Origin of the sequence: Streptomyces sp. NPDC050147, assembly GCF_040660195.1 — a bacterium.
Lineage (GTDB): Bacteria > Actinomycetota > Actinomycetes > Streptomycetales > Streptomycetaceae > Streptomyces.
In genome coordinates this window covers 14,819-39,592 of the sequence record NZ_JBFALJ010000025.1, presented here as the reverse complement: position 1 = coordinate 39,592, position 24,774 = coordinate 14,819, and the positions used below count along the sequence as shown (strand labels likewise).

The window sequence follows — 24,774 nt, the reverse complement described above, 5'->3', positions numbered from 1 at the left end:
CCTTACGCGTCGCCCGCGGCCTCCCGGGTGATCTGGTCCCACTGGGCGCCCATGGCCGCCGCGAGCGCCTGTGCGCCCGACAGGGGGCGGACCATCACCATCAACTCGTCGATCAGTCCGTCCTCATCGACGTGGAGGAAGTCGCAGCCGGTGATCTGCCGGTCGCCGACCCGCGCCTCGAAGACGAGCGCGGAGTCCCGGCCCTCGGCGTCGTTGATCTCGCGTACGTACCGGAAGTCCTCGAAGACCCGCGTGACGCCGCGCAGGATCGCGGCCGTCGTCGCCTTGCCGGGGTAGGGGCGGAAGACGACCGGGCTGGAGAAGACGACGTCCTCGGCCAGAAGCGCCTCGATCGCCGCGTGATCGTTGGCCTCGACGGCCTTGCGGAAAGCCTGCATGCCCACACACCTCGCGATTGATCGTCGATACGTAGATAGTCAACTTGTTGAGTAGGTGCAAAGGAGAGTAATCACATCGGTGTACGGTGTCCAGATGTCTCTCAAGTACGCGGTGCTCGCTGCGCTCCTGGAGGGCGAGTCGTCCGGCTACGACCTGGCCAAGATCTTCGACGTGTCCGTGTCGAACTTCTGGTCCGCGACTCCCCAGCAGCTCTACCGAGAGCTGGAGCGGCTGGCCGCCGACGGCCTGATCGACGCGCGCGTGGTGCAGCAGGAACGCAGGCCGAACAAACGGATGTTCACGCTCACCGACGCCGGTCTGCGGGATCTGCACGCCTTCGCAGCCGAGCCGCCCCGGCCCATCGCCATCCGGGACGAACTCATGGTCAAGGTGCAGGCCATGGACGGCGCCGACCCGGCAGCCACCCGCGCGCTGATCGAGGAGCGCATGGAGTGGTCGCGGGGCAAGCTGGCCCGGTACGAACGGCTGCGCCTGCACCTTCTCGGCGGCCGGGAGGAGGAGGCGTACCTGCGCGAGGCCGAGCGGCTCGGCCCCTACCTGACGCTGATGGCGGGCAGGTCCCTCGAGGAGTCGAACCTGCGCTGGGGTGAACGGGTCCTTGAGATCCTCGACCGACGATTCAACCATGCCGCCAAGGGCGGGACTTGAGGAGGCAGAAGTGGATGAGGCGTCTGAGGTGTCCGAGGTGTCCGAGGCGTCCGAGGTGCGACCGGCCGGGCCACCGCGTGCGGTGCTCACCGATTTCGGCGGTGTGCTGACCACCAGCGTGCTCGACTCTTTCCGTGCCTGGTCGACGCGGGTGAGCGACGATCCCCTCCTGATCGAGAGGCTGTTCCGGGAGGACACGGAGTCGTCGGCGCTCCTGGTGGAGCACGAGTGCGGGCGCATGAGCGAGGCCGATTTCGAGCGGGGCATCGCGGCGCGGTTGCGCGAGAAGGGCGTGGACGTGGAACCGGCGGGCCTCGTCACCGCGATCGGAGCGGGGATGCGGCCGGACGAGACGATGCTCGCGGCGTTGAACGGGCTGCGCGCCCAGGGCGTCCCGGTGGCGATCGTGTCGAACGCGCTCGGCGACGACTGCTACCAGGGATATGACCTGGACGCGCTCGCGGACGTCGTGGTGATCTCCAGCCGCATCGGCTCCCGCAAGCCGGGCCGCCACATCTACCGAACGGCCTGCGAACGCCTCGGCGTCGACCCGGCCGCCTGCGTCATGATCGACGACCTGGAACACAACCTGACCGGCGCGGCCCGCCTGGGCATCCGGGGCCTGCACCACCTGCACAGCGAGGAAACGGCGCACGCCTTGCGGGAGTTGTTCGACGCCGACGCCGGCCACGCGTCGGGCCCGACGGCCTGTTCTGGAGCGTAGGGCCGCCGGGCCGCACGCCGGGACCGGTGCTGCCGTCCCCGGCGCGAGCCGCTCGTCCGCTCACCCCGCCGCGTACACGTCCTCCACGTAGCGCCCGTTCGCGGTCAGCCCGTCCAGCCAGCGGGTCGAGTCCGCGGGCGTGGCCCCCGGGGTGCGGTCCTGGTGGAGTGCCCGCAGGGCGTCCCGCACACCCGGGGCCATGCGTGAGCCGTCGCCGCACACGTACACGCGGGCTCCGGCGGCCAGCAGGGCCCACACCTCGTCGGCCTCCGCCGCGATGCGGTGCTGGACGAAAGCCACCCCGTCGACGGGGGCGGCGCTGAAGGCGGGGCGCAGCGAGACCGCTCCGGCGGACTCGGCGGCGCGCAGTTCCCCGGCGTGCAGGAAGTCGGCGTCCGGGTGGTCGCAGCCGAAGTAGCACAGCGCGGGCGGCAGTTGGGCTCCCGCCGCGACCAGCGACGCACGGTCCGCGATGGTCCCGCGGAACGGGGCGAGGCCGGTACCCGCGGCGACCATGATAATGGGCGCGGTGTCCGTGTGGTCGATGCGGAAGGCCTCGCGGCAGGGCTGGACCCGGGCCAGGACGGTGTCACCCGGCAGCACCCGGTTGAGGTGACCGGAGCCCGTCCCGCGGTACAGCCGCCCGCTGCCCGAGCGGGCCGGGGCTTCCAGGAGGGACACCATCAGGTCGGCGTGAGCGGGGTGCGCGCCCGGCGACGACGACACCGAGTACTGGCGGGGCCGCAGCGGCGTGAGCACGTCGAGCAGTCGCGGCCACTCCAGGGCCCCGCGCAGGGCAGGGCAGGCCTCGACCAGTTCGAGCAGCGTGCGCCCGTCGGCCGCGCGGGCCCCGGCGTCGGAGGCGAGGGCGGCGAGTTCGGCCCGCTCCGGAGGGCAGGGGTTGGCGGCGGCGAGCACGGCCAGCTGCTCCGCGGTGGGCCGCCCCTGCAACTCGACGTGGTGCCTCAGCAGTTGGCCGACCGTCAGTGGACGGTCCACGGCGAGACCGTCGCGGCGCGGGCGGCTCGCGCGGATGTCGAGGACGGTGTCCAGGTCCACGCCGAGCGCGGCGGCGGCCCGGTCGACGAGCGCCGGGTCGTTGACGGGCAGCACGGCGAGGTGGTCGCCGGTGCGGTAGGCCATGCCGTCGGGCAGAGCGAGCCGCACGAAGCGCTTCGTGCGGGGGTGGCCGGGCGCGGTGAGGTCGTAGGCCTCGCTGACCGTCATCGGGACAAGGCCGTGCCGGGCGGCGAGCGCGTCCAGCGGGCCGCCGGTCAGCTCGCGGACCTCGTACGCGTCGGAGCGGGAAGCGGCGGCGTCCGGGGCCGTCGTCGCGTCGGGGTCGCCGTATCGCTCAAGGAGCGCCGTGCGCAGCCGCGCGGTGAACTCGCGTACGGCGCCGCCGAGATCACCCGAGGCGTCGGCCGCCGTACGCCCCAGGAGCCGGGCGCCGCCCAGTTCCGCGAGCCGCTCGTCGAAGCGCGTCGGGACGTGCTGATATGTGGCGGCCCAGTTGCGGTCGCCCACGCCCAGGACGGCGTACGTGACGTTCTCGGCGGTGGCCGGCGGGGCTCCGTCCAGCCAGGAGGCGAACGCCGTGGCGTCGTCGGTGGGGCGGCCGTTGTAGGAAGCGGCGGTGATGATGACGGGGCGGTCGGCGGGCAGCGCGCCCGCGTACTCGTCCAGCGGCGCGACCTGCGTGTCACAGCCCACCGCCGCCGCCTCGTCGGCGAGTTGCGCCGCGAAGTCCCGGCAGGTCCCGTAGTTGCTGCCGTGCAGGAAGAGCGCGCGGGTGCCGGGCAGGACGCGCGCGGGCAGGGCGGCGGCGTCGATGTCCGCCGCGGCGGGGGCGGCCGTCATGCCGGGCAGCTCGCCGTGCGCGCGGTCGGCGGCGGTGCGGGGCGTCAGGGTGAGGGTGAAGCCGTCGGGCTTGAGGGTGAGCGTCTCCTTGACGGAGAGCCGGTAGTCGGCGTGATCGTGCAGCCGGTAGCGATGAACCAGCATCCCGAGCAGCATGGTCGCCTCGTGCAGCGCGAACTGCCGCCCGATGCAGGCCCGTTCACCGGTGCCGAACGGCAGATACGCGTGCGGGGAGCGCGCGGCCTCCGCCTGTGCGGTGAAGCGCGCCGGGTCGAACAGCTCCGGGTTGTCGCCCCATACGGGCTGCCGGTGCAGCATCGGCGTCAGGACGGTGACGCCCTGCCCCTTGCGCAGCGGGATGCGACCGCCGAGGAGCGTGTCCTCACGGGCGTGCCGGCCGAACGCGGCGGCCGTCGGCCACAGCCGCAGCGCCTCGTTGAGGACCTGACGGGTGAACGTGAGCCGCCCGACGTCGTCGAAGGCCGGCTCCGGATCGGAGGCGTCGCCCCACAGGGCGTCGACCTCGCGCCGTACGAGATCGAGCACGGCCGGGTGCTTGGCGAGGTAGTACAGCGCGAACGACATCGCGCCGGACGTCGTCTCGTGCCCCGCGATCAGGAAGGTGATGACCTGGTTGCGGATGTTGGCGGTGTCCAGCTTCGTGCCGTCGCCCGGATGCGCGGCGCTGAGCATGAGGCCGAGCAGGTCATCGGCGGGTTCCGCGCCGGGCACGCCGCCCGACCGCGCGGAGATGACCTCGTCCACCACCTGCGCCAGATAGTCGGCGTCCGCCCGGAAGGCCGCGTCCGCCGCCGAGTGGTCACTGCCCGGCGTCCGGCTCAGCCGCGTCATGCTCCACTCCAGGCAGCGGACCATGGCATCGATGAAGGGATGCGGCTCCGCCCGCTCGAACGAACCGAAGTCATAGCCGAAGCCGGCGAGTCCGATGGTGTCCAGGGTCATCCGCGTCATGTCGCCCGGAACGTCCACGGGACGCCCGTCCCGCGCACCCCGGTCCCACGACTCGATCAGCCGCCGGGCGACGCGCAGCATCATCGGGTGGTACGTACGCATCGAACCCAGGGCGAACGCGGGCATCAGGATGTCGTGCGCCCGAGCCCAGTTGGGCTCGTCGTTGTACGCGGTGAACAGCCCGTCGGCCGTGAACTCACGCACGTTCTCCAGGGCGGGCCCGACATGCTTGGCGAACCGGGTCTCGTCGGCGAGCTCGGTCACGAGATCGAGATCGCTCACGAACAGCGCGTCGCGGCCGTGCAGCCGCCGTCGCACCACGGGCCCGTGCCGGCGGACCAGTTCCATGATCTGCTGCAGCGGGGCGGGCCCCGGCCCGGTGTCGGAGATGTCGATCAACGGTACGCCGTCGAGGCCGGAGCCGGCGTCCTGGGGGAGCGGTGCGGTGGTGGTGGGGGGCATGGCGTGACAACTGCCTTTCGCCGTACGGAAGTCACTCCTCACCAGCTTGATCGCCGATCCCCGCAGGTCCGCGCCGTACCCCTACATGATTGTGTAGTGGGGAACGACCCCCCGGTCTTGACTCACCCAACTCTTGACCGGCCCCGGTCTTGACTGCCCCCGCTCTCCCACCGTCCTCGGCTGGAAGGAGTCGCCCTGTGGACTCCACGGACTCCGTGCTGTGGCGCAACCGCGCCATGACCCTCTTTGACCGCATCCCGATGCCGATCGCGGTGTGCGACGCGAACGGGGCGGTCATCCTCGCCAACCCGGCGATGACGGCGGAATGGGGCGAGACCTCCGGTTCCCTGCGGGGCCGCAACGTACTGGAGTTGTTCCGCCCCGAGGAGAAGACGCAGGTCCTGCGGATCGCCGAGGCCGTGCGGCTGGGGCGCCGCTCGCGCTATCCGGTCGCGGTGCGCTGGGACGCGCCCGGCGGGGCGCGGCGCCACGGGGAGCTGACGGCGGAGCCGGTGAGCGACACAGCCGACGCGGTCCCCGGGCTCCTGGTGCTGCTGCGCGTCCTGGGCGAGGAACGTGCCCCCGCTCCGGCGCCGCCCGCCCTGTCCGCCAGTCCGGCCGAAGCCCGCATCCTGGCCCTGCTGGCAGGCGGCGCCACCACGGCTCAGGCGGCCCGGGGAACGGGCCTCACCACGGACGGAGTCACCTATCACCTGCGCCGCCTGACCGAGCGCTGGGGCGCGGCGAACCGGACGGAACTGGTGGCGCGGGCGTACGCGCTGGGGGTTCTCGCCCCGGGGGAGTGGCCTCCGGTCACGTGAGACCGGGCCTGCCGGGGGGAGCCGCCCCTCGCGGCAGGGGCGGGGCGCTCAGCTCGGGCGTTCGCCCGCCTCCGCCGAGGTACGGCGGAACTCGGCGTTGATGCGCTGGGCCTCTTCGAGCTGGTCCTCGAGGATGACGATGCGGCATGCCGCCTCGACCGGGGTTCCCTGGTCCACCAGTTCGCGGGCGCGAGCGGCGATCCGCAGTTGGTAGCGGGAGTACCGCCGGTGGCCGCCTTCCGAGCGGAGCGGAGTGATCAGCCGGGCCTCACCGATGGCCCGCAGGAAGCCGGGAGTGGTGCCGAGCATCTCGGCGGCCCGCCCCATGGTGTAGGCGGGGTAGTCGTCGTCATCCAGACGACCAGTGAGCGGGGTATCTGCTGTCATGTCACCTCGTTATGCCAACGCGTCGAGGGGCCCTGGTGCCGTACGGCACCAGGGCCCCGAAGGAAATTCAACACCATCTGTCGGCCCTATTGCTGCGCCGACCTCTTGTTTCCGCTGTCCGACCCTGCGAGAGGGCGGGAACGCGGGGATCGCTGATGCCTGACCGAGGACCACCTTCCGTTACGGGGTCTTGCGGTACCCGGGCCGAATCCCTCTCGGGCCGGGCGATCCTGATGGCGTCTGCTCCCTCCGTTTCTCCCTCTGAGTTACCAGTTACAAGAGAAAGCCTAATCATGTGACCGCTCAATGTCTACTATGGCGGGCATAGATTTTGTGAGCTGTCACATGGGCGCGTGGAGCGGGCAACGCGAAGAGGGCCCTGCCGGCGCGCGCCGGCAGGGCCCTCTTCGTTGTCTGGTGTCGTGCGTCCCGCTGCTCCCGCTACACCGGAGCGGAGGCGCCGAGCATGGCCGTCGCCGTCTGGAGCGGGGTGAGGTCGGGCGGGGCCACGTCCTCGGAAGGCGTGCGGCAGGTGAAACCGAGAGCCCGCATGGCGCGGGTGACTTCCCCGGCGCTGAAGTCACGCCGGTCCTGCCGGGTGATCACCGCGCCCACCTGCTTGATGGGGTAGTGGCGACGGCCGATGATCACGGAGTCACCCGTGACGGGTTCGGGCTTGACGCCCTTCATCGTTTCCAGCACTCCAACCTTGGTGAGGTCGAACGGGAAACGGGCGATGACGCAGCGCATGATGCCTCACAGGGAGGAGATGGGGCGGCTGACAAGGGTGGGGCGATCAACGCGTGAGGGCGAGAACGTCCCGTAGGCGGACCTGGTCCGTGTACGCGGGGTCCTCGCGGACCTCGGCGAGCCGGGCACGCGTGATCAGGCCCGTGCGCTGGTCGTCCGCGTCGCACAGGAACAGATGCGCGGCGTCGGCGCCGCCCATCACCGACAGAGCCAGCTCGACAGTCATGTCGTCACGGACCTGCGGTCCGTGTGACGGTGTCAGAACCGGTGTCAAAAGGGCCTCCTGCGGGGATGGGTGAGCCTGATGGTCGCGAACGCTCTAGGCCGCCGAGCTCGACGGGCCCTGCGCTGCGCGGCGCGGGGCGCGGTCGGTGCGGCGGTCCTGGGCGCTGCGGCTGCGGCGGCCCCGGGACGAGGCGGCACTGGCGCGCCGGGGGCGCTCCGCGACCGGCCTGCTGATGGTGACCGGGACACCCGAGGGAGCCTGAGCGCCGGTGATACGGCTCAACTCCTCCTCGCCGGAGCGCACCTGGGTGGTCTGCGGGGAGATGCCCGCCGCGGCCATCAGGCGGCTCATGTCGCGACGCTGGCCCGGCGTCACGAGGGTGACGACGCTGCCCGACTCACCGGCGCGTGCCGTACGGCCGCCGCGGTGGAGGTAGTCCTTGTGGTCGGTGGGCGGGTCCACGTTCACGACCAGGTCGAGGTTGTCGACGTGGATCCCGCGCGCGGCGACATTGGTCGCCACGAGCACCGTCACATGGCCGGACTTGAACTGGGTCAGGGTCCGCGTGCGCTGCGGCTGTGACTTCCCGCCGTGCAGGGCGGCGGCGCGCACGCCGCTGCTCAGCAGGTGCTCGGTCAGCCGGTCGACGCCGTGCTTGGTGTCCAGGAACATGAGCACCCGGCCGTCGCGGGCCGCGATCTCGGTGGTGGCCTGGTTCTTGTCCGCGCCGTGCACGTGCAGCACGTGGTGCTCCATCGTGGTGACCGCGCCCTGCGAGGGGTCGACGGAGTGGACGACCGGGTCGTTGAGGTAGCGGCGGACCAGCAGGTCGACGTTGCGGTCGAGGGTGGCGGAGAACAGCATCCGCTGGCCCTCGGGGCGTACCTGGTCGAGGAGCGCGGTGACCTGGGGCATGAAGCCCATGTCGGCCATCTGGTCGGCCTCGTCAAGGACGGTGATGCCGACCTGGTTCAGCCGGCAGTCGCCGCGGTCGATGAGGTCCTTGAGGCGACCGGGCGTCGCGACGACGACCTCGGCGCCGCCGCGCAGTGCACCTGCCTGCTTGCCGATCGACATGCCGCCGACGACCGTGGCGAGCTTGAGCCGCAGGGCGCGGGCGTACGGCGTGAGCGCGTCGGTGACCTGCTGGGCCAGTTCGCGGGTGGGGACGAGGACCAGGGCGAGCGGCTGGCGCGGCTCGGCGCGCTGACCCTCTGTACGGGCGAGCAGCGCGAGTCCGAAGGCGAGCGTCTTGCCCGAGCCCGTGCGGCCACGGCCGAGTACGTCACGGCCGGCGAGGGAGTTGGGCAGCGTCGCCCCCTGGATCGGGAACGGAACGCTCATGCCCTCCCTGCCGAGTGCGGCGAGCAGCGGCGCCGGCATCACGAGATCGGCGAACGCCTCGACGGCCGGGAGAGGGGGCGTGACCGTGACCGGCAGGGCGAACTCGCCCTGGGGTGCGGACGGCCGACGACCATGGCCACCGGAACGGCGAGGTGCGCCGGAGCCGGAGCCCGAGCGGGGACTGGAGCCGTAGCTGGAGCCGTAGCTGGAGCCCGAGCCCGAGCCGGAGCGGGCGCGGTAAGGGCGGTCGTTTGAGCGTGTGCGGTTCATGCGGAACCTTCCTCGATGCGGCACGTACCAAGGAATTTCCGCAGCGAGAACGCAGCGCGGAGAATCGCGAGAACGGGCCGGATGAAATGCGTGGGGCGAATCCGGCCGGCTGCAATGTTCTGCGGGCGGATGCGCGGGAACGACGGGCGTTCCGGACGGGGCACGGCTGGCGCGAGTTCGATGAACAGATATGCGCGCAGGAATTCGTGACCCTGGGTGGTGCGAAAAATGCACGAGCTGGGGCCCGCACCCCAAGGTGCGGGCCCCAGCTGCGAAGTACGCGTGAGCGTCAGGCGGGAACGATGTTCTCGGCCGTCGGGCCCTTCTGGCCCTGAGCGATGTCGAAGCTCACCTTCTGGCCTTCCTGGAGCTCACGGAAACCCTGGGCGGCGATGTTCGAGTAGTGGGCGAAGACGTCGGGGCCGCCGCCGTCCTGCTCGATGAAGCCGAAGCCCTTTTCCGAGTTGAACCACTTCACGGTGCCGTTAGCCATATTTATCTCCTTCGGGGCAGTGCCCGGAGCCGCACTGTGCAGACTCCGTGTCGCCGCGATGATTGCCCCGCCGGAAATGACCGGAAATACAAAAGTGCTCCCACCGGCCGAAAAGGCGGTGAGGGCACTTGAAGTTTTTTGGGAACCACAACTGCAACTGAGATCAACAGTAGCACGGTACGGTCGGCGCCGCATGGTGGAAATGGCCTTCCGGGCGTCGTGCAAGAAACTCTGAGAGCGCCTGCCGCTGATTTCTCTCACGGCCGGCACACATATTGCTTCGCTCGAAACACAGCGTTTCTGTGGGGCGGATCAGTTCGCGGGTGTGGGCGAGGTTTCCGTGCCGAGGATCAGGGCGTAGGAGCCCAGGCCGACAAGGCGGCTGCCGGGGAACTGTTCGCGCCCGACGTGGAGATCGCCGAGGCTGCCGGTGTCCGGGTCGAACGTGACTTCGGTGAGCGTGCCGATGTCCTCGCCGTACTCGGTGAGAACCCGCTTGCCCAGCAGCTTCTTGTCCGCGCGGGAGTGCGAACCGCTGTGCACCACGTCGGTCGCGGCGGCGGTGTCGACGATCACGGCGTCGGGTCCCATCCCGCGCACCCGCGCCCAGGGAACGCTGTCGCCGCCGCGCCTGGCGTCCCGCAGGTACAGCTCCGCGATCCTGCGGGTCCGCGGATCGATGCCGATTCCGGCCACCTGCCCGGCGGGGCGCGCGTCCTCGGCGCTGATCACCGGATGCCCCAGGACCTGGCTGAGCAGCATCATCGCCCGTCCCCCTTCCGGAAGCCCGTCTCGCCCGCGGTCCGGGTTCGCTCCCAGGCCGCGGCCAACGCGTCGAGGTCGTCCACCGCCTGCCCGGCGAGCGTGGCCGGGATCACCAGCGTGTCCCCGGTCATGGCCAGTCGCCCGTGCGCCGGCAGGAACGCCTTGCGCTCGTGGCGGCCCATCGCCTCGGTGGTCGCGACCTCGAAGCCGGCCACCCGGCCGCTGGTGCCGCCTTCCACCACGGCGTCCAGCACGGTGCCCAACTCCAGCCCCGCATCGCTCAGTACCCGGGCACCCCGCACCTGGCCGGTGCCCGCCTCGCCCCTGTCCACCACCGCGTCCCTGGCCTGCAGGACATCGGCGGAAGGGATCATCACCGCGTCCGGCCCCAGCGCGTGGACGCCCGACCAGGGCAGGCTCTGCTTGAGCGGACCGGACAGCAGCCCGCGGCCCGCCAGCGTGAAACCGGTGATCTGCCCGCCCGAGGCGTCGAAGACCGTGTCCTTGACCTGGGCCACCGCCTCCCCGCCGAGCGTGACCACGGGCCGCTTGGTGAGCTCGGCGACGAGCATCAGCGTGATCACCGAATCCCCCCGCGCCCCGTGCGGCGCCCCCGCCGGACCACGATCGCGCCACCGCCACGGCGCTTCGCCTGAACCCCGAGAACCGTGCCGGCCAGCAGAAGCAGTGCGACAAGCACCGCGGCCAGCCACATCCACCAGATCACAGCCGTCCACCTCCCGTGTCGTCCCGCGGTTGAGCCGAGTTCCCCGGAAGGCGCTTCCTATACGGAGTGTCAAGTCACGGGAATGTAACGGGAGATGGTGGGTAAGAGCCCCTGCACAGCGCGCTCTCGTCCGGAGGGCGCCTTCTGTGCCGGGAGTGACGACGGTGTCCCCGAAGACCAGCAGCCCAGCCTCCATGGTGTCGTACGCCGAACGACATACCGTCGGCCCCGACTTCGCCGCAGCCGAGCCGCCGGTCACCGAGCACCTCCCGCCGTACGCCGGGCCGAACACCGGCAGTCGGCGCACGGCCGACCTCCGGGCGCTCTCCGGGGCGCTCTTCGCCCGCCTGGAGGCGGTGGAGGAAGGAACGCCCGAGCACTCCTACGTACGCAACTCACTGGTGGAGCTGAACCTCAACCTCGTGCAGTACGCGGCGCATCGGATGCGTCCGCGCGACGAGTCGTACGAAGACGTCGTCCAGGTGGGCACGATCGGCCTGATCAAGGCGATCAACCGCTTCGACCTCCACCGGGGCGTGGAGTTCACCACCTTCGCGCTGCCGACGATCATGGGTGAGATCAAACGCTTCTTCCGGGACACCACCTGGGCCGTGCACGTTCCCCGCCGGCTGCAGGAACTCCGCCTGGACCTGGTGAAGGCCACCACCGACCTCGAGCAGGCCAACGGCCACGCGCCGACTATGGCCGAACTCGCCGAGCACCTCGACCTGGACGAGGCGGAGATCAGCGAAGGTCTCACCGCGGCCAACGGCTACACCACTGCCTCCCTGGACTTCCCGGCCGACGGCGTCGACTCGGACGACACGCTGGCCGACCACCTCGGCTACAGCGACCCGGAGCTGGACAAGGTCGAGGATCTGCACAGCCTGAAGCCGCTCATCGCCGCGCTGCCGGCGCGCGAACGCGAGATGCTCGCGATGCGCTTCGCCGCCGACATGACGCAGAGCGAGATCGGTGCGGAGCTGGGAATCTCGCAGATGCACGTCTCGCGCATCCTCAGCCGGACCCTCGGGCGGCTGCGGGTCAAGCTCCTCGACAAGAGGTAGCAGCAGCGGGACACGCCGCGCGGAGCTGTTTCGGGAGAGGTCACTGGGCCGGTCTCGGTACGATGGCCCACGGGGGTGTGATGTCCACTGAGACCCATCGCCTGACCATCACCGAGTCCGCGAGTTGCTCCGACTCCGCGGTGCTGCGGGTCAGCGGCGAGCTTGACCAGTCCTGCGAGGAGTACTTTCTGCGTACCCTCGGCGCTTCCGTCGAGGCCGGGCACCGGCATCTGGTCCTGGACGTGACGGCGCTGATGTTCTGCGACTCACGCGGACTGAACTGCCTGCTCGCCGTGCGCTGGCTGCTCGCCCGCCGCGAGGGCAAGCTGCTGCTCGCCGGAGCGGGACGACGTCTTTCGGAGATGCTGGCACTGACGGGCAGCACGGAACTGCTGCCCGTCCACCGGACGGTCGGCCAGGCCCTGCAGACCCTCCCGGCCGACCAGCGCCCCCAATGGCCGCCGGCCGAGCCCTAGGCCGCAAGAACGCGTCAGCGACGCCCCCGCAGCTTGCCGAGCATCCGCTTGGCCTGGGCGCGCTTCCTGGGATCGGCCGAAGCCTGGCGGACCTGCCGGATCGTGCGCTGCCCCTGAGGACTGCGGACGAACTGCTTGATGCGGTTGATGACTCCAGGCATGCCAGCTCCTAAGACGTGAGACCCCCAGCCTACGGCGGGGGTCTCGACCCTACGGCGGGGTTCTGGACGGGTACCCCGGCCCGTGGCACTTACGCCGCGAGCCGTCGAGCGCCTCCGGAATGATCCGTTGGCCCTCCCGTGGTACGGCGTGCGGGCGAATGGGTGGCCCAATGGCTCAGTGAAATCGGTGCCTGTTGAGCCAGACGGGCTCCGGATGGTGAAATGCTTCTGTCGATGGCGCTGCGGATCTCCGCGGCGCCTTTTGCATGTGGGCAGGTCGAGCTGGAGGCGAAAGGGGCGGGATGGCTGTGCTGAAGAGGGTGTTCGTGGCGCCGGATCCCGGACGGGTGCGGTTGCGGTTCGCGGTGCGGGCCGTCATCGGCATCGCGCTGGCGGTGACCCTGTGCGGCCTGGCCGGTCACTCGCTGGCCGCGGCGATCACCGGTGGGCTCGCGGCGCTGCTCGCTCTGTTCACCGTGGGCGACGCGACGGTGAAGGGGCAGGCTGTCACCACGCTGCTGCTGCCGGTGGTCGGGCTTCCCGTGCTGGCGCTCGCGGCCGGGCTGCACGACGTGCCCGTGGCGCGGGACGTCGCCTTCCTCGCCGTGATGGGTGCGGGCGTGTACGCCCGGCGGTGGGGGCCGCGCGGGCACTCGCTCGGAGTGTTCGCGTTCATGATGTTCTTCGCGACGCAGTTCCTGCACACGGGGCCGGGGCAACTGCCCGAGCTGTTCGCCGCCATCATGTTGTCCTTGTGCGCCTCCTCGGCCGTGCGCTTCGGCGCGTGGTGCTACGAGCGCCGCCTGCCGCTCCCTGTCGCGCCCGCGCCGCCCGGCGGCACGGGACTGGCCAGGACGACCACCCGGCAGGCGGTCCAGGCGACGCTCGGCGGCGCCTTCGCGCTCGCGGCGGGACAGGTGCTCTCCCACGAGCGGTGGTACTGGGCCGTGGGCGCCACCTGGTGGGTGTTCGTGAACACCGCGTCGAGCGGGGAGACGCTGGTACGCGGCTTCCGGCGGGTGCTCGGCACGGTCATCGGCATCGGCGCGGGCTTCGTCCTCGCCGTACCGCTGCACGGCGCGCCGGTGCCTTCGGCGATCATCGTCGCCGTCAGCGTCTTCGGGATCTTCTACACCGCCGCGGTCTCCTACACGTGGATGATGCTCGCGGTCACCGTGATGGCCGGGGTGCTCTACGGGCTGTTGGGCGTACTGAACCCGGGGCTGCTCGCCCTGCGGGTCGCCGAGACCGGCGTGGGCGCGCTCGGCGCCGTCCTCGCCGTGCTCCTGGTGCTGCCCGTCACCACGCATGCCACGACCAACGCCTGGATCGAGCGCGCCCTGCGGTGCGTGCACGCCTGCACGGCGGAGGCCGCGGCCCGGCTCGCCGGCTCGGCGAGCGCCGACCCCGCGCCGCGCGTCGCCGAGCTTGAGCAGCTCCTGGGCAAGGTGCGGTTCTCGCTCGCCCCGCTGGTGCACCCGCTCAGTCCGCTGCGGGCCCGCAAGGAGCGCGCCCGTCAGGTGCTCGCGCTGCTCGACACCTGTGCCCGCGAGGTGCGCGGGCTCGCCTCGATCGCCGCGGACCCCGAGGCCTCGCACGACGACCGGCTCGCCGCCGCCTGCTGGCGCGTGGAGGCCGCCGTGGAGGCGCTCACCGCGCCGGAGGCCGCACGCCGCCCGGCCACCGATGCCACCGCTCTGCCGCACCCTGTCGGCGTCGAGCCCGTACTCGCCCATCTGCACGGCCTGGAGAAGGCGCTCGTCGAATTGGCCGTGCCGCTGCGCAGTTCGCCCCGTACGCCCTTGATCGAGGCCTGAGCAGGCACGTTCCCCTCGGTCTCCGGAGCCGGAGCGGCTGTGCCGGTCGACGGTTCGATCGACTGCTGCGGCCGACGAGACATGACCCGGTTCATCGCGTGGTAGACGAACTTCCGCTCCTTCCGGCGTCGGGCCCAGCCGTGCGCCTCCGTCCGGAGGGCGCTGCCGGACCCTGAGGCGCGCGACTGAGAGGGATGCTCACCATGCGGGAGGAATCACCGTCGATCGTGCACGACGTGTCGGTCGCGGCAGCTGTCGGGCGACGCGCGCTGCCGAACCGGCTCTGCACCGCGTTCACGCAGTCCCTGGGCGCGCAACGCGCGGCCCTCTCCTGGCTGCCCCGACTCGAACACTGGCAGCTCCTGCACGCCACCGACGAACCGGCCCTGCAGGCCGAGGCCGCACAGTTCACCCGCGCCGACGGCCCCTCGGTCAGCGCCGCACTGGGGATGCAACCCGTGTTCGTGCCGGACCTGCGCGACTATCCGTGCCGCACCGGACCGCCCCTGGCCGAGGAACTGCCGGGCACCCGGCGGGTGCTCGCGCTCCCGCTGCACGCCCGCCACACACCAGTGGGCGTGCTCTGCCTCTACTACACCGAGCGCGCCGATGTGACCTCCGACCACATCGCCCACGCGCAACGCGCCGCCGCGCTGGCGCTCGAGGCACTGCTGCGCTGGCGGCCCGTGCACGACGCGGGCACCGGCTGCCGGCGTCCGGTGTGGACCACCAGCACGCGCGCGGCACGCTGGGAGCGCATCCACCAGGCGGCCGACTACGTAGCCGCCCGCCAGGAGTGCGCCGTGGCCGAGGGGCTGGCGTGGCTGCAGAAGGTGAGCGCGCGCGACGGTCTCTCGCTGCTCGACGTGGCCGACACCGTCCTGCAGCCGCCCAGCGCCCACCACGACGACATGCCCGAGAAAAGGAGCGGCCATGAACGAGCCCGTGGAAGTGCTGCTTGACCGCGTCCAGGCACGCGGGGGTTATGCGGAGCGGCAGGAGGCCGCCGGGGCGGTGCAGAACGTCCTCGAGGTCCTGGGGGAGCATCTGGTGGGGGACGACCGCACCGACCTCGCGCGCCTGCTGCCACGGCAGTGCGGCCCGCTGCTCACCGAGGGTTCCCCGGCCAGTGAACCCCTGACACCCACGGCCTTCGTCGCGGCGGTGGGCGCACGCGTCGACGTCGACGGGGGACAGGCGCGCCGTGCCGTCACCGCGGTGCTCGCGACTGTCGCGGAGGTCGCCGACGACGCCCTGCTGCGCCGCATCCTCACGCAGCTTCCGCCGGGGCACGCCGGTCTGTTCGGCCGCACGGACCCCACGTGAGCCGGTGAGCCGCGCGGCCCACGGGGCCCGCCCACACCGGACCCGCACACCGGAACCCGCACCAGGACACCGACCGGAAGCGGATCCACCGCACGCGCGAGGGAAGACGCAGACAGAAGACCCCCTTAATGGAGGCTCGTGATGGCACGGACGGTTCCGCAGGGCAAGACCACGAAGGAAGCGGGGGGCCGGAAGGCTCCCGGTGCGGGGCCCCCGCTCTCCGGGTGGGCCCGCGCGATGGCCATGCTGCTGGCCTTCGTGGGGACGGTGGTCTTCGCCGTGCTGCTCGCCAGGCTGACACTGGAGCCCTCGGCCGCCTCCGAGCATTTGACGCACAGCAATCTTCGCCCGGGCGACTCGATCCGTGACTATCTCGGACAGCCCGCCTTCCGCGACACCGTGAAACAGCTCGGCGGCAACATCGTGCTCGGCCTGCCGTTCGGCATGCTGCTGCCGGTGCTCGTGCCGCGCGCACGGGGGCTCATACGCGTCATAGCCGTCACGGCACTGGTGATGCTCCTTGTCGAGCTGACTCAGGGCGTCCTGGTCACCGGGCGGGCCTTCGACGTCGACGACGTCCTGCTCAACACCACGGGCGCCGTGCTCGGCTACCTGCTGATCGGCCGCAGGCTCGGCCGCGCCGTGCACCCGCGCCGCCGGCATTGGTGGCACCGCTTCACGAAGCGGCCCACCGCCGCCGACCGAGCCGACTGACCAGGCCTCGCCCGGTCACCGGGGTCACACGGTCAGGCGGGCGATGTCCTGCGGGTCGAGTCCGGTGAGCCGGGCGATGCGGGGCGTGGGGATGCCCGCGGCCAGCGCCCGGTGCACCAGGGCCGCCCAGTCCTGGGTCGTCTCCCGGTACTCCAGCAGTTCGCCCTCCATGTCCGTGACGGACTGGGGCGCACACTCCTGCCGGACCCGAAGCGCCTCCTCCTCGCTCAGCGGGATGGGCAGGCGCTCGGCGTCCTTCGGGATGGACGCCTCCGCTTCGGCGGGCAGGATGCGGACCAGCTCGGACGAGTCCGACGCGTCGTGCGCCTGGAGCCAGCCATGTACGGCGGGGGTCTGCGTGCCCTCCAGGGCGCCGACGGCGCTGAGCGCCGTCCCGAGCCGGGGGTGCCGGTCGGGGAGGAGGAAGAGGTATGCGTCGTCGGCCATCGTGGTCAGTATCCTTCCCGGTCGGACATCAGTGGTGCACGGAACAGAACATCAGCGGGGCACTGAGGCCGGTGCCCGCGAGCGGCCGACGACCCCGCCTTGTCCCCGCCGTCCCCCGACGGGGTGCCAGTATGCGGGAGAGCAGGTGCGTGACGTGCGTCTGGGAGACGCCCAGGTGTCCGCCGAGCTGGGACTGGGTGAGTTCGGCCGACGTGAGTTCGGCTGACCGATGAAGCGCACGTACCCGCACGCCGGCGCTTCATGCGCGTCGCTCCGCGACAAGATCCGTTATGCGCCGGGGCGTTACAGGCCCGTCATCGCGGGCAAGTGTGCATCTCGGACAGCGGCCATCCCATATTCGGACAGAGGTCAACCCGTACGAGGAGGGCTCATGAAGACGCACGGGACGCGACGGGACACCGGCCCGCCGCACCTGGACACCGGACCGACGGACGGAGCGGTTTTCGACAAGCGACCGGAAGTCGTCGCGCACGCCCGGGACTTCGCTCGCACTTTCGTGGACCGGCTCCGTCCGGCCATGCGACCGCAGGACGTCGTGAGCATCGAGCTCACGGTGTCCGAACTCGTCACCAACGCCGTACGGCACGCGCGCGGGACATCGTGCTCCCTGCGCCTGCAGGCGGAGCCGGACGGCGTGGCGGTGACGGTCGGCGACGCCGATCCGCGACCGCCGCAGGAACGCGCGCCCGACCTGGCCGGCGGCACCGGCGGATTCGGCTGGCCCATGGTCCAGCACATGGCCAGAACGGTCACCGTGACCAGGGGGCCGAACGGCAAGACCATCCGTGCCGTCCTGCCCCGCTAGCGGCTGCCACGCCGCCGCGCGGAGGCCGCCGCGTGAAGGGAGGTGCGGCATGACAATGGGCCGACGGGGCAGGAGAGGTCAATGGACGACCTGTCTCAGCTACTCCAACAGACCATGCGCCGCCGCCATTTGACGCCGCAGGCGATCGCGGACAAGACCGGGATCCGTACCCCACGCATCCGGGCCTTCGCGCAGGACGGCGCCGAGGGGCCCGTCCGCCCGACCGACGAGGAGCTGGCCGAACTGGCCGGCGCCCTCGCACTGCCCGCCATCAAGGACGCCGCGCGGCACACGGCCTCGGCGACCTCGCCCTGACCTCGGCGATCTCCCCTTGGCCGCGGCGGCATCCCCTGGCCGGCCGCGTGCAGCTCTCCTGAGCACGAAGCCCTCGCCGACCTGCCGCGACCTGCCGTTCGCGGTCGTGGTGTGGACACTTCGACCACGTCTGAGGCATGTGCACCGGGCACATACAGGGTGGATCACCCCGTCGGAGGGGTAGTTCCGCGGCTGACAGACGCGCGGACCGTGCGGGAGCGGTCCGTGCCCCGGAGCCGCCCCTGGGGGTGCACCATGCGGAAATTCCTGCGCAGGGCCGGATACGAAGCTCCTGCGGACCGCGGCGCGCAGGGTGACGCCGCCCCTGCGGACCCCCACCAGCGGGCCGCCGAGACGGCCTGCCCGGCGCGTGCCGCAGGGCACGAAGCCCCAGGCCATCAAGCCCCAGGCCATGAAAAGGCCGACACGCCGCCGGCCCCACGCCCCGCCGACGAGGCGCCGTCCGGGCCCGCCCTGCGCCGGGCCGCCGCCGACTTCGTCCGCCTCCACCACGGCGAGGCCGGGCGCGGCGACCCCGGGCCGCGGATCGCCCAGGTGTACGCCGAGATCGCGGAGACGGGCACCTACCGCCACACCCACGAGGAACTCGTGTTCGGCGCCCGGCTCGCCTGGCGCAACGCGGCCCGCTGCATCGGACGCCTCTACTGGCGCTCCCTGCGCGTCCTGGACCGCAGGGAGCTGACCCGCGCCGACGACGTAGCCGCCGCGTCCGCGGAGCACCTGCGGCAGGCCCTCGGCGACGGGCGGCGGATCAGGACCCTCATCACCGTCTTCGCGCCCGACGCGCCCGGCCGCCCCGGGCCCCGCATCTGGAACGAGCAGCTCATCAGGTACGCCGGATACCGGCACCCGGACGGTCGTGTCGTAGGAGACCCGCGCAACGTCGGGATCACCGCGTTCGCGCGCGGCCTCGGCTGGCCGGGCGGCCCCGGCACCCCCTTCGACGTACTGCCCCTGGTGGTCCAGGGCACCGGCGGCACACCCCGCTGGTTCCGGCTGCCGCCCGACGCCGTGCTCGAAGTGCCCATCGAGCACCCCGACCACGCCTGGTGGGCCGGGCTCGGGCTGCGCTGGCACGCCGTGCCCGCGCTGGCCTGCATGTGCCTGGAGATCGGGGGCGTCTGCTATCCCGCGGCGCCCTTCAACGGCTGGTACATGGGGACCGAGATCGGCGCCCGCAACCTCGCCGACGGCGACCGCTACGACCTGCTGCCGCGCGTCGCCGAACGGCTCGGCCTCGACACGGCGAGCGACCGCTCGCTCTGGAAGGACCGCGCTCTCGTCGAGCTCAACCGCGCGGTGCTCCACTCCTTCGACCGGGCCGGTGTCACCATCGCCGACCACCACACCGAGTCCCGGCGCTTCCTGACCCACGTGGGCCGCGAGGAGAGCAAGGGCCGCACCGTGGGCGCCGACTGGTCCTGGATCGTGCCGCCCCTGTCCGGCAGCGCGACCCCCGTCTTCCACCGCACGTACGACCTGGTCGAGCGGCACCCCGCCTACGTCCACCACCCGGCGGCGCTCGCGAGGACGCGCGGCGAAAGTCGAGGCGCCTTGGTCTAGACCGCCTGCTAGCGTCTGCGGCACGAGCGCCCCCTGGACACGGTGCTCGGTTCAGAGTCGAAAGGGGAACGCAGTGGTCGGCAGGCACGGCGACAGCCAACGGGCGTACATCGGGTCCTTCACCGCGGCGGGCGGGGCCGGGATCCTCACCGCGGCCGTCGACCCGGACAGTGGTGAGCTGACCGTTCTCGGCGCCACGGAGACCATCGCCGACCCCTCGTACCTCGCGCTGTCGGCGGCGGGCGACACCCTCTACGCCGTCAGTGAGACGTCCGACGGCGCCGTCGTCGCGTACCGCCTGGACGGTGACAAGCCCGCGCAGGCCGGACCGCCGGTCGCGGTCGGCGGCGACGCGCCCACACATCTGGCCCTGCACGCCGGGCACGTCCTCACCGCCAACTACGGCTCCGGCAGCGTCACCGCCGTGCCCGTACGCTCCGACGGCAGCCTCGCGCCCGCCGCGTCGGGCGTCCTGGCGCACACCGGCTCGGGACCCCACCCGCAGCGCCAGCAGCGGCCGCACGCCCATCAGGTCCTGCCCGACCCGAGCGGCCGCTGGGTGGTGAGCGTCGACCTCGGCACCGATTCCGTACGCGTCTGCGAACTCTCGGCGGCGGGTGAGCCGACGCTGCGCCGTGAGATCGCGCTGCGGCCCGGCTCGGGCCCGCGGCATCTCGTGTTCCACCCGCGCGGCGATCGCGCCTACGTCCTGAACGAGCTCGCCCCCACCCTCACGATCTGCGCCTGGGACGCTGCCGAAGGGGCGCTCAAGCCGCTCGGTGAGGCGGCCGTGCTGCCGGGCCCCACGGACGGCGACGGCGAGGCCTACCCCTCCGAGATCGTCATCGCCCCCGACGGCCGCTTCCTGTGGACCGCGACCCGCGGCCAGGACGTCATCTCGGTGCTCGCGCTCGACGAGGCGGGCAGGCGGCCGCGGCTCGCCGCCACCGTGCCGTGCGGCGGCCACTGGCCGCGTGACCTGGCCATCGATCCGTCGGGGCGGTTCCTGTACGCGGCCAATGAGCGCTCCGGCGACGTGACCTGGTTCGCCGTGGACCCGGAGACCGGCATTCCGCGGCGCGCCGGCTCGATCGAGGCTCCGGCCGCCTCCTGCGTGATCTTCAACTGAGCTGCTGAGCCACCGAGCCACTGAGCCGCGTACGCCGATGGGCCCGCCCCCTGCAGCAGGGGGCGGGCCCATCGGCGTGACGGCATCAGGTCTGCCGGCGCGGCACGGTCAGTGGACCGGCGCGCCCGACGGCTGCTGCGGGGCGATCCCGAGCGCCGCCGTGTACTTGGAGAGGGCGAGCTTGCCGATCGCCGGGTAGGCGCCGAGCGACTCGGCGACCGAGCAGCCGGCCTCCTTGGCGGCCGCGTCGAGCAGGCTGCCGTCGATCTCGGGACCGATCAGGTATGGGGCGAGCGCCAGCTGTGTGGAGCCGGAGCCGCGCAGCTCTTCGGCGGTGTTCGCGATGGCGCCATCCTGGTCGAGCGCGGCGGCCATCACCGGCACCGCGAGGCGGGCCGCGAGCAGCATGCCGGTGATGCCTGCGGCCTGCACGGCCTCCTCGCCGCCGACCGTGGCGAGGATGATGCCGTCCGCCGCGGTGGCCACCGTGAAGAGCCGGGCGCGGTCGGCGCGGGCCAGACCGGCCTCCGACAGGCGCACGTGCAGGCCCTCGGCGAGCAGCGGGTGCGGGCCGAGGACGTCGGTCAGCTCGGCGGGGGCACGGCTGTCCATCACGGCCTGGCGTACGCGCCGCATCAACGCGTTGTCGGGGCCCGCGAGGAGGGGGACCACGACGGCGACCGGGCCTTCGGGCTCGGGGACGTCCGCCCCCGCGGCGCGCGCCTGCTCGAAGCGCGCGGTGCGCTCGGCGGCGGCGTGCGCGAGAACGGAGTGCAGCGAGGGGAACTCCGGGAACGAGGTGACCGTGGCGTCCTCGGTCCCGTCGAGGTATCCGATCCGGGCGTCGAGGCCGGGCAGCTCGGAGCGGGCGATGCTCACGACTTCCTCGGCGAGGCTGCGCGTGGCGCTGCTGGGTACGCCCGGTACGGCGAGAACGAGCGCGGGCGCGTTCTCGGGAGCCGCTACGGGCTCCGGGCGGCGGTGCCGCCCGGGCTGGCGGGGTCGCGGCATTCGTACGGGCAGGCCTGATGCGGGCCCAGTGGAGGAGCTCATGGCGCCGCATGCTACTGGTTTGGAGGGCTTCGCTGTTCGGGGAGGGTGCAGGTGGGCGGTATAAGTCCGATTTTGTCTAATGGGTTACGTAGAGGTCGACTGTCACATTGCGGAGCGGTCGTCCGGGGTGGTCAACTGTCGACCATCGTGTGCACGGTGAGCATGCGCGGATCGAGCGGAAGGCGCAGCCGGTCCGTGGCGATGTCGGCGGCGATGCGCACGGCGCCGTCCAACGGGTCACCGGCGGCGGGAACGAGTCGCACGTGCCGCAGGTGTTCGCGCATCTCTGCGCGCACCGGGTCGAGCAGTGCGTCACCCATCTTGAACAGCCCCCCGGTCAGGGAGACTTCGGGTCGCTCGCCCCGGCTCACCGCGTCGGACGACGGGCAGACGGCGGCCGCGGCCTCGACGATGTGCCGGGCGGCGTCCCGCAGGATCGCGTCGGCCACGGGGTCGTCCGGGGCGCACCGCGCCACCTCGGGTGCGAACGAGGCGAGCATCGCGGGCCGGTCCGTACGGGGATAGAGCTGTGCGGGGAGTCCCGGCGCGGGGCCGAAGAGCTCCTCGGCGCGGGCCAGCAGCGCCTTCGAGCCGCGGCCCCGGCCGTCGAACGCCCGCATCGCCGCCTCGAGTCCCGCGCGGCCGATCCAGGCGCCACCGCCGCAGTCACCGAGCAGATGCCCCCAGCCGTCGGCGCGGTGCCAGGCAGTCAGGTCCGTGCCGATCGCGATCAGGCCGGTGCCCGCGGCGACGACCGCGCCGGGACGGTCGCCGAGCGCGCCCGTGTACGCGGTGACGGCGTCCGCGGCGAGGGCGAGGCGCCGCACGCCCAGCGCCCGGTGGAGCGCGGTCGGCAGCTGGGCGCGCAGGTCGTCGCCGAGGGTCGCCATGCCCGCGGCGCCGACGGCGACCCCGGTGACCGGCCCTGCGCCCGCCCGCGCCAGCAACTCCCGGGCCATGGGCACCAGTTGTTCCGTGAAGTGCCCGGCGTCGATTCCACGCGCCCCCGTACGCACCGGCTCCTTCGAGCTCACCGGGGCCGCGCGGACCGCCCCGTCGAGGCCGCCGACGGTGACCCGCATCCCCGAGCCGCCCGAGTCCACCCCGAGGACACACGAGGTGTCCGTCACGGAAGCCGCCAGTCCACCGGCTGCCCGCCCTGCTGGACCAGCAGGTCGTTGGCCCGGCTGAAGGGGCGCGAGCCGAAGAAGCCGCGGTCCGCCGACATCGGCGAGGGGTGCGACGACTCGACCGACGGCAGCGGGCCGAGCAGCGGCCGCAGATTGCGCGCGTCACGCCCCCACAGGATGGAGACGAGGGGGCGGCCGCGTGCGGCGAGCGCCTTGATGGCCTGCTCGGTGACCTCCTCCCAGCCCTTGCCCCGGTGCGCCGCGGGACGCCCCGGGGCCGTGGTGAGCGCCTTGTTGAGCAGCAGGACGCCCTGCCGGGTCCAGGGCGTCAGGTCGCCGTTGGACGGCTGCGGGAGCCCCAGGTCGGAGCCCAGCTCGCGGTAGATGTTGATGAGGCTGCCGGGCAGCGGGCGCACCTCGGGCGCGACCGAGAACGACAGACCCACCGCGTGCCCGGGGGTCGGATAGGGGTCCTGGCCGACGATCAGCACCCGCACCTCGTCGAAGGGCTGTTGGAACGCGCGCAGGACGTTCGGCCCGGACGGGAGATAGGTGCGTCCCGCGGCGATCTCCGCGCGCAGGAAGTCTCCCATCTCGGTGATCTTCCCGGCGACGGGTTCGAGGGCCTTCGCCCAGCCCGCCTCGACGATTTCATGCAAGGGTCGTGGTGCCACGGCGTCACCCTACTGCCGTAACGGGGGCATCGATCAACCGATGGCCGCCGCCCTCACGCACAGTACGTCGGGCAGGTGGGACGCCAACTGCCGCCAGCTGTCCCCGTCGTCCGCCGAGGCGTACACCTCGCCGTTGCGGTTGCCGAAGTAGATCCCCGCCGGGTCCTGGCCGTCGCTGCACATCGCGTCGCGCAGCACCGTGCCGTAATGGTCGCCCGTCGGGAGGCCCTCGCTGAGCGGCTCCCAGCTCTGGCCCGCGTCGCCCGTGCGGTAGACCCGGCAGCGGTGGTCGGCGGGGACGCGGTCCATGTCGGCGGTGATGGGGAAGACATAGGCGGTGTTCGCGCGGTGCGGGTGGGCGACGGCGGCGAAACCGAAGTCCGAGGGCAGGCCCTCGCCGATGTCCGTCCAGTGCGCGCCGGCGTCGTCGCTGCGGAACACGCCCCAGTGGTTCTGCAGATACAGCCGGTCGGGGTCCACCGCGTCCCGCGCGACCTTGTGCACGCACTGGCCGAACTCCGGGTTCGGGTCCGGCAGGAAGACCGCGGAGACGCCGTTGTTCGACGGGGCCCAGCTCTTGCCTCCGTCCAGGGTGCGGAAGACCCCGGCGGTGGAGACGGCGACCGTCACCGCGTCCGGGTCCCGGGGGTCGGTCAGGATGGTGTGCAGGCCCTCGCCGCCGCCTCCCGGCTCCCACCGGTCGCGCGTGGGGTGCTCCCAGAGCGGGCGCACGAGCTCGAAGGTCTCGCCCCGGTCCCGCGATTTGTACAGGGCGGCCGGTTCCGTGCCCGCGTACACGACGTCCGGTTCGGCGGCGGCCGGGTGCAGTTGCCAGACCCGCTCCAGGGAGGCCTCGGTGTCCTTGGGGAACTTGACGGCTGCCTTCGACGGTTCCGTCCAGGTCCTGCCCAGGTCGTCGGAGTGGAAGACGGACGGCCCGAAATGAGAACTGTCGCCGCCCGCCAAGAGGCGAGGCGTGCTGCCGCGGGTGTCGATGGCCACCGAATAGATGGCCTGGGCGTTGAAGTAGGGACTGTCGTCGAACTGCCAGGTGTTCGAACCGGCGCGCTTGCGGCCGATGAAGAGGCCCTTGCGGGTGCCTACGGTCAGGATGATCTCGGCCATGGTGAGCCACCTCCGGGACGTCGTTGTCTCAGGTACGGCTCAGTCTGCACCTCGGCACTGA

The 24,774-nt window shown here is 72.0% G+C and carries 28 protein-coding genes; 13 read left to right on the top strand and 15 right to left on the bottom strand.

Annotated features, from left to right (window positions below; translation table 11 throughout):
- Positions 1–2: 2 nt before the first annotated feature.
- On the bottom strand, positions 3–398 hold the full coding sequence (locus tag AB0I94_RS31520; protein ID WP_363313117.1) for a nuclear transport factor 2 family protein: 396 nt from the start codon (positions 396–398) through the stop codon (positions 3–5).
- A 94-nt stretch (positions 399–492) separates the two neighbouring features.
- On the opposite strand from AB0I94_RS31520, the gene AB0I94_RS31515 reads away from it, so the two are divergent.
- Both AB0I94_RS31515 and AB0I94_RS31510 read left to right on the top strand, forming a co-directional pair.
- Positions 493–1,068 (top strand): PadR family transcriptional regulator, encoded by a 576-nt coding sequence (locus AB0I94_RS31515; RefSeq protein WP_363313115.1) that lies wholly within the window; start codon positions 493–495, stop codon positions 1,066–1,068.
- A gap of 10 nt (positions 1,069–1,078) precedes the next feature.
- Complete coding sequence (locus AB0I94_RS31510; RefSeq protein ID WP_363313114.1) at positions 1,079–1,792, top strand: HAD family phosphatase; 714 nt, start codon at positions 1,079–1,081, stop codon at positions 1,790–1,792.
- A 60-nt stretch (positions 1,793–1,852) separates the two neighbouring features.
- Here the strand turns inward: AB0I94_RS31510 and AB0I94_RS31505 are convergent, their stop codons facing one another.
- Entirely contained in the window at positions 1,853–5,086 is a 3,234-nt protein-coding gene (locus AB0I94_RS31505; RefSeq protein WP_363313113.1) for a cytochrome P450, read from the bottom strand.
- A gap of 236 nt (positions 5,087–5,322) precedes the next feature.
- Between AB0I94_RS31505 and AB0I94_RS31500 the strand changes: the two genes are divergently transcribed.
- Positions 5,323–5,907 carry a PAS domain-containing protein gene (locus AB0I94_RS31500; RefSeq protein ID WP_363313222.1) on the top strand — a complete coding sequence of 195 codons (585 nt, stop codon included), beginning with the start codon at positions 5,323–5,325 and terminating at the stop codon, positions 5,905–5,907.
- Positions 5,908–5,955: 48 nt separating this feature from the next.
- Here the strand turns inward: AB0I94_RS31500 and AB0I94_RS31495 are convergent, their stop codons facing one another.
- The 7 genes from AB0I94_RS31495 to AB0I94_RS31465 all read right to left on the bottom strand — a co-directional run bounded on the left by AB0I94_RS31495 (position 5,956) and on the right by AB0I94_RS31465 (position 10,726).
- Positions 5,956–6,294, bottom strand: a complete 339-nt coding sequence (locus AB0I94_RS31495) for a MerR family transcriptional regulator (protein ID WP_363313112.1) — start codon at positions 6,292–6,294, stop codon at positions 5,956–5,958.
- A 441-nt stretch (positions 6,295–6,735) separates the two neighbouring features.
- Entirely contained in the window at positions 6,736–7,044 is a 309-nt protein-coding gene (locus AB0I94_RS31490; protein ID WP_363313111.1) for an SCO5918 family protein, read from the bottom strand.
- 46 nt (positions 7,045–7,090) lie between these two features.
- Entirely contained in the window at positions 7,091–7,270 is a 180-nt protein-coding gene (locus tag AB0I94_RS31485) for a hypothetical protein (RefSeq protein WP_363313110.1), read from the bottom strand.
- A 93-nt stretch (positions 7,271–7,363) separates the two neighbouring features.
- Positions 7,364–8,884, bottom strand: a complete 1,521-nt coding sequence (locus AB0I94_RS31480; RefSeq protein WP_363313109.1) for a DEAD/DEAH box helicase — start codon at positions 8,882–8,884, stop codon at positions 7,364–7,366.
- Between the two features lie 289 nt (positions 8,885–9,173).
- Positions 9,174–9,377 (bottom strand): cold-shock protein, encoded by a 204-nt coding sequence (locus tag AB0I94_RS31475; protein WP_363206525.1) that lies wholly within the window; start codon positions 9,375–9,377, stop codon positions 9,174–9,176.
- A 312-nt stretch (positions 9,378–9,689) separates the two neighbouring features.
- Positions 9,690–10,142 (bottom strand): PRC-barrel domain-containing protein, encoded by a 453-nt coding sequence (locus AB0I94_RS31470; protein WP_363313108.1) that lies wholly within the window; start codon positions 10,140–10,142, stop codon positions 9,690–9,692.
- A complete protein-coding gene (locus AB0I94_RS31465; protein WP_363313107.1) occupies positions 10,139–10,726 on the bottom strand; it encodes a PRC-barrel domain-containing protein in 588 nt (195 codons plus the stop codon). The genes AB0I94_RS31470 and AB0I94_RS31465 overlap by 4 nt, the downstream gene beginning before the upstream one ends.
- A gap of 307 nt (positions 10,727–11,033) precedes the next feature.
- Between AB0I94_RS31465 and AB0I94_RS31460 the strand changes: the two genes are divergently transcribed.
- Together AB0I94_RS31460 and AB0I94_RS31455 are read left to right on the top strand one after the other, a co-directional pair.
- Entirely contained in the window at positions 11,034–11,936 is a 903-nt protein-coding gene (locus AB0I94_RS31460) for an RNA polymerase sigma factor SigF (protein ID WP_363313106.1), read from the top strand.
- An 80-nt stretch (positions 11,937–12,016) separates the two neighbouring features.
- Complete coding sequence (locus AB0I94_RS31455) at positions 12,017–12,412, top strand: STAS domain-containing protein (RefSeq protein WP_363313105.1); 396 nt, start codon at positions 12,017–12,019, stop codon at positions 12,410–12,412.
- A gap of 14 nt (positions 12,413–12,426) precedes the next feature.
- Here the strand turns inward: AB0I94_RS31455 and AB0I94_RS31450 are convergent, their stop codons facing one another.
- The gene (locus AB0I94_RS31450; RefSeq protein ID WP_363313104.1) at positions 12,427–12,573 is read right to left on the bottom strand and encodes a hypothetical protein; all 147 of its coding nucleotides are present in this window, start codon (positions 12,571–12,573) and stop codon (positions 12,427–12,429) included.
- A gap of 308 nt (positions 12,574–12,881) precedes the next feature.
- On the opposite strand from AB0I94_RS31450, the gene AB0I94_RS31445 reads away from it, so the two are divergent.
- The 4 genes from AB0I94_RS31445 (at position 12,882) to AB0I94_RS31430 (ending at position 16,430) form a co-directional block, all read left to right on the top strand.
- Positions 12,882–14,390: an FUSC family protein gene (locus tag AB0I94_RS31445; protein WP_363313221.1), complete on the top strand. Its 1,509-nt coding sequence runs from the start codon at positions 12,882–12,884 to the stop codon at positions 14,388–14,390.
- Between the two features lie 203 nt (positions 14,391–14,593).
- Entirely contained in the window at positions 14,594–15,352 is a 759-nt protein-coding gene (locus tag AB0I94_RS31440; protein WP_363313103.1) for a GAF domain-containing protein, read from the top strand.
- Positions 15,324–15,716: a DUF2267 domain-containing protein gene (locus AB0I94_RS31435; RefSeq protein WP_363313102.1), complete on the top strand. Its 393-nt coding sequence runs from the start codon at positions 15,324–15,326 to the stop codon at positions 15,714–15,716. The genes AB0I94_RS31440 and AB0I94_RS31435 overlap by 29 nt, the downstream gene beginning before the upstream one ends.
- Positions 15,717–15,953: 237 nt before the next feature.
- Positions 15,954–16,430, top strand: a complete 477-nt coding sequence (locus tag AB0I94_RS31430; RefSeq protein ID WP_363313220.1) for a VanZ family protein — start codon at positions 15,954–15,956, stop codon at positions 16,428–16,430.
- Between the two features lie 24 nt (positions 16,431–16,454).
- On the opposite strand, the gene AB0I94_RS31425 is transcribed toward AB0I94_RS31430, so the two are convergent.
- On the bottom strand, positions 16,455–16,877 hold the full coding sequence (locus AB0I94_RS31425; RefSeq protein ID WP_363313101.1) for a DUF6003 family protein: 423 nt from the start codon (positions 16,875–16,877) through the stop codon (positions 16,455–16,457).
- Between the two features lie 391 nt (positions 16,878–17,268).
- Between AB0I94_RS31425 and AB0I94_RS31420 the strand changes: the two genes are divergently transcribed.
- From AB0I94_RS31420 to AB0I94_RS31405, 4 genes are all read left to right on the top strand, one after another.
- Positions 17,269–17,703 carry an ATP-binding protein gene (locus AB0I94_RS31420; protein WP_363313100.1) on the top strand — a complete coding sequence of 145 codons (435 nt, stop codon included), beginning with the start codon at positions 17,269–17,271 and terminating at the stop codon, positions 17,701–17,703.
- An 81-nt stretch (positions 17,704–17,784) separates the two neighbouring features.
- The gene (locus AB0I94_RS31415) at positions 17,785–18,018 is read left to right on the top strand and encodes an XRE family transcriptional regulator (RefSeq protein WP_363313099.1); all 234 of its coding nucleotides are present in this window, start codon (positions 17,785–17,787) and stop codon (positions 18,016–18,018) included.
- 255 nt (positions 18,019–18,273) lie between these two features.
- The gene (locus AB0I94_RS31410) at positions 18,274–19,602 is read left to right on the top strand and encodes a nitric oxide synthase oxygenase (protein ID WP_363313098.1); all 1,329 of its coding nucleotides are present in this window, start codon (positions 18,274–18,276) and stop codon (positions 19,600–19,602) included.
- 73 nt (positions 19,603–19,675) lie between these two features.
- Entirely contained in the window at positions 19,676–20,731 is a 1,056-nt protein-coding gene (locus AB0I94_RS31405) for a lactonase family protein (protein ID WP_363313097.1), read from the top strand.
- A 108-nt stretch (positions 20,732–20,839) separates the two neighbouring features.
- Here AB0I94_RS31405 and AB0I94_RS31400 read toward each other — a convergent pair whose 3' ends face one another.
- From AB0I94_RS31400 to AB0I94_RS31385, 4 genes are all read right to left on the bottom strand, one after another.
- Positions 20,840–21,784 (bottom strand): hypothetical protein, encoded by a 945-nt coding sequence (locus tag AB0I94_RS31400; protein ID WP_363313096.1) that lies wholly within the window; start codon positions 21,782–21,784, stop codon positions 20,840–20,842.
- A 131-nt stretch (positions 21,785–21,915) separates the two neighbouring features.
- Positions 21,916–22,914, bottom strand: coding sequence for a BadF/BadG/BcrA/BcrD ATPase family protein (locus AB0I94_RS31395; RefSeq protein ID WP_363313095.1), 999 nt, complete (start codon positions 22,912–22,914; stop codon positions 21,916–21,918).
- Complete coding sequence (locus AB0I94_RS31390; protein WP_363313094.1) at positions 22,911–23,588, bottom strand: uracil-DNA glycosylase; 678 nt, start codon at positions 23,586–23,588, stop codon at positions 22,911–22,913. The genes AB0I94_RS31395 and AB0I94_RS31390 overlap by 4 nt, the downstream gene beginning before the upstream one ends.
- A 33-nt stretch (positions 23,589–23,621) precedes the next feature.
- Entirely contained in the window at positions 23,622–24,713 is a 1,092-nt protein-coding gene (locus tag AB0I94_RS31385; protein ID WP_363313093.1) for an exo-alpha-sialidase, read from the bottom strand.
- Positions 24,714–24,774: the final 61 nt, after the last annotated feature.

Bases quoted from the DNA above. Each gene is read 5' to 3' on its own strand.
- AB0I94_RS31520 (WP_363313117.1), bottom strand. From the start codon at position 398: ATGCAGGCTTTCCGCAAGGCCGTCGAGGCCAACGATCACGCGGCGATC.
- AB0I94_RS31515 (WP_363313115.1), top strand. From the start codon at position 493: ATGTCTCTCAAGTACGCGGTGCTCGCTGCGCTCCTGGAGGGCGAGTCG.
- AB0I94_RS31505 (WP_363313113.1), bottom strand. From the start codon at position 5,086: ATGCCCCCCACCACCACCGCACCGCTCCCCCAGGACGCCGGCTCCGGC.
- AB0I94_RS31500 (WP_363313222.1), top strand. From the start codon at position 5,323: ATGACCCTCTTTGACCGCATCCCGATGCCGATCGCGGTGTGCGACGCG.
- AB0I94_RS31495 (WP_363313112.1), bottom strand. From the start codon at position 6,294: ATGACAGCAGATACCCCGCTCACTGGTCGTCTGGATGACGACGACTAC.
- AB0I94_RS31490 (WP_363313111.1), bottom strand. From the start codon at position 7,044: ATGCGCTGCGTCATCGCCCGTTTCCCGTTCGACCTCACCAAGGTTGGA.
- AB0I94_RS31485 (WP_363313110.1), bottom strand. From the start codon at position 7,270: ATGACTGTCGAGCTGGCTCTGTCGGTGATGGGCGGCGCCGACGCCGCG.
- AB0I94_RS31480 (WP_363313109.1), bottom strand. From the start codon at position 8,884: ATGAACCGCACACGCTCAAACGACCGCCCTTACCGCGCCCGCTCCGGC.
- AB0I94_RS31475 (WP_363206525.1), bottom strand. From the start codon at position 9,377: ATGGCTAACGGCACCGTGAAGTGGTTCAACTCGGAAAAGGGCTTCGGC.
- AB0I94_RS31470 (WP_363313108.1), bottom strand. From the start codon at position 10,142: ATGATGCTGCTCAGCCAGGTCCTGGGGCATCCGGTGATCAGCGCCGAG.
- AB0I94_RS31455 (WP_363313105.1), top strand. From the start codon at position 12,017: ATGTCCACTGAGACCCATCGCCTGACCATCACCGAGTCCGCGAGTTGC.
- AB0I94_RS31450 (WP_363313104.1), bottom strand. From the start codon at position 12,573: ATGCCTGGAGTCATCAACCGCATCAAGCAGTTCGTCCGCAGTCCTCAG.
- AB0I94_RS31440 (WP_363313103.1), top strand. From the start codon at position 14,594: ATGCGGGAGGAATCACCGTCGATCGTGCACGACGTGTCGGTCGCGGCA.
- AB0I94_RS31435 (WP_363313102.1), top strand. From the start codon at position 15,324: ATGAACGAGCCCGTGGAAGTGCTGCTTGACCGCGTCCAGGCACGCGGG.
- AB0I94_RS31430 (WP_363313220.1), top strand. From the start codon at position 15,954: ATGGCCATGCTGCTGGCCTTCGTGGGGACGGTGGTCTTCGCCGTGCTG.
- AB0I94_RS31425 (WP_363313101.1), bottom strand. From the start codon at position 16,877: ATGGCCGACGACGCATACCTCTTCCTCCTCCCCGACCGGCACCCCCGG.
- AB0I94_RS31420 (WP_363313100.1), top strand. From the start codon at position 17,269: ATGAAGACGCACGGGACGCGACGGGACACCGGCCCGCCGCACCTGGAC.
- AB0I94_RS31415 (WP_363313099.1), top strand. From the start codon at position 17,785: ATGGACGACCTGTCTCAGCTACTCCAACAGACCATGCGCCGCCGCCAT.
- AB0I94_RS31410 (WP_363313098.1), top strand. From the start codon at position 18,274: ATGCGGAAATTCCTGCGCAGGGCCGGATACGAAGCTCCTGCGGACCGC.
- AB0I94_RS31400 (WP_363313096.1), bottom strand. From the start codon at position 21,784: ATGAGCTCCTCCACTGGGCCCGCATCAGGCCTGCCCGTACGAATGCCG.
- AB0I94_RS31385 (WP_363313093.1), bottom strand. From the start codon at position 24,713: ATGGCCGAGATCATCCTGACCGTAGGCACCCGCAAGGGCCTCTTCATC.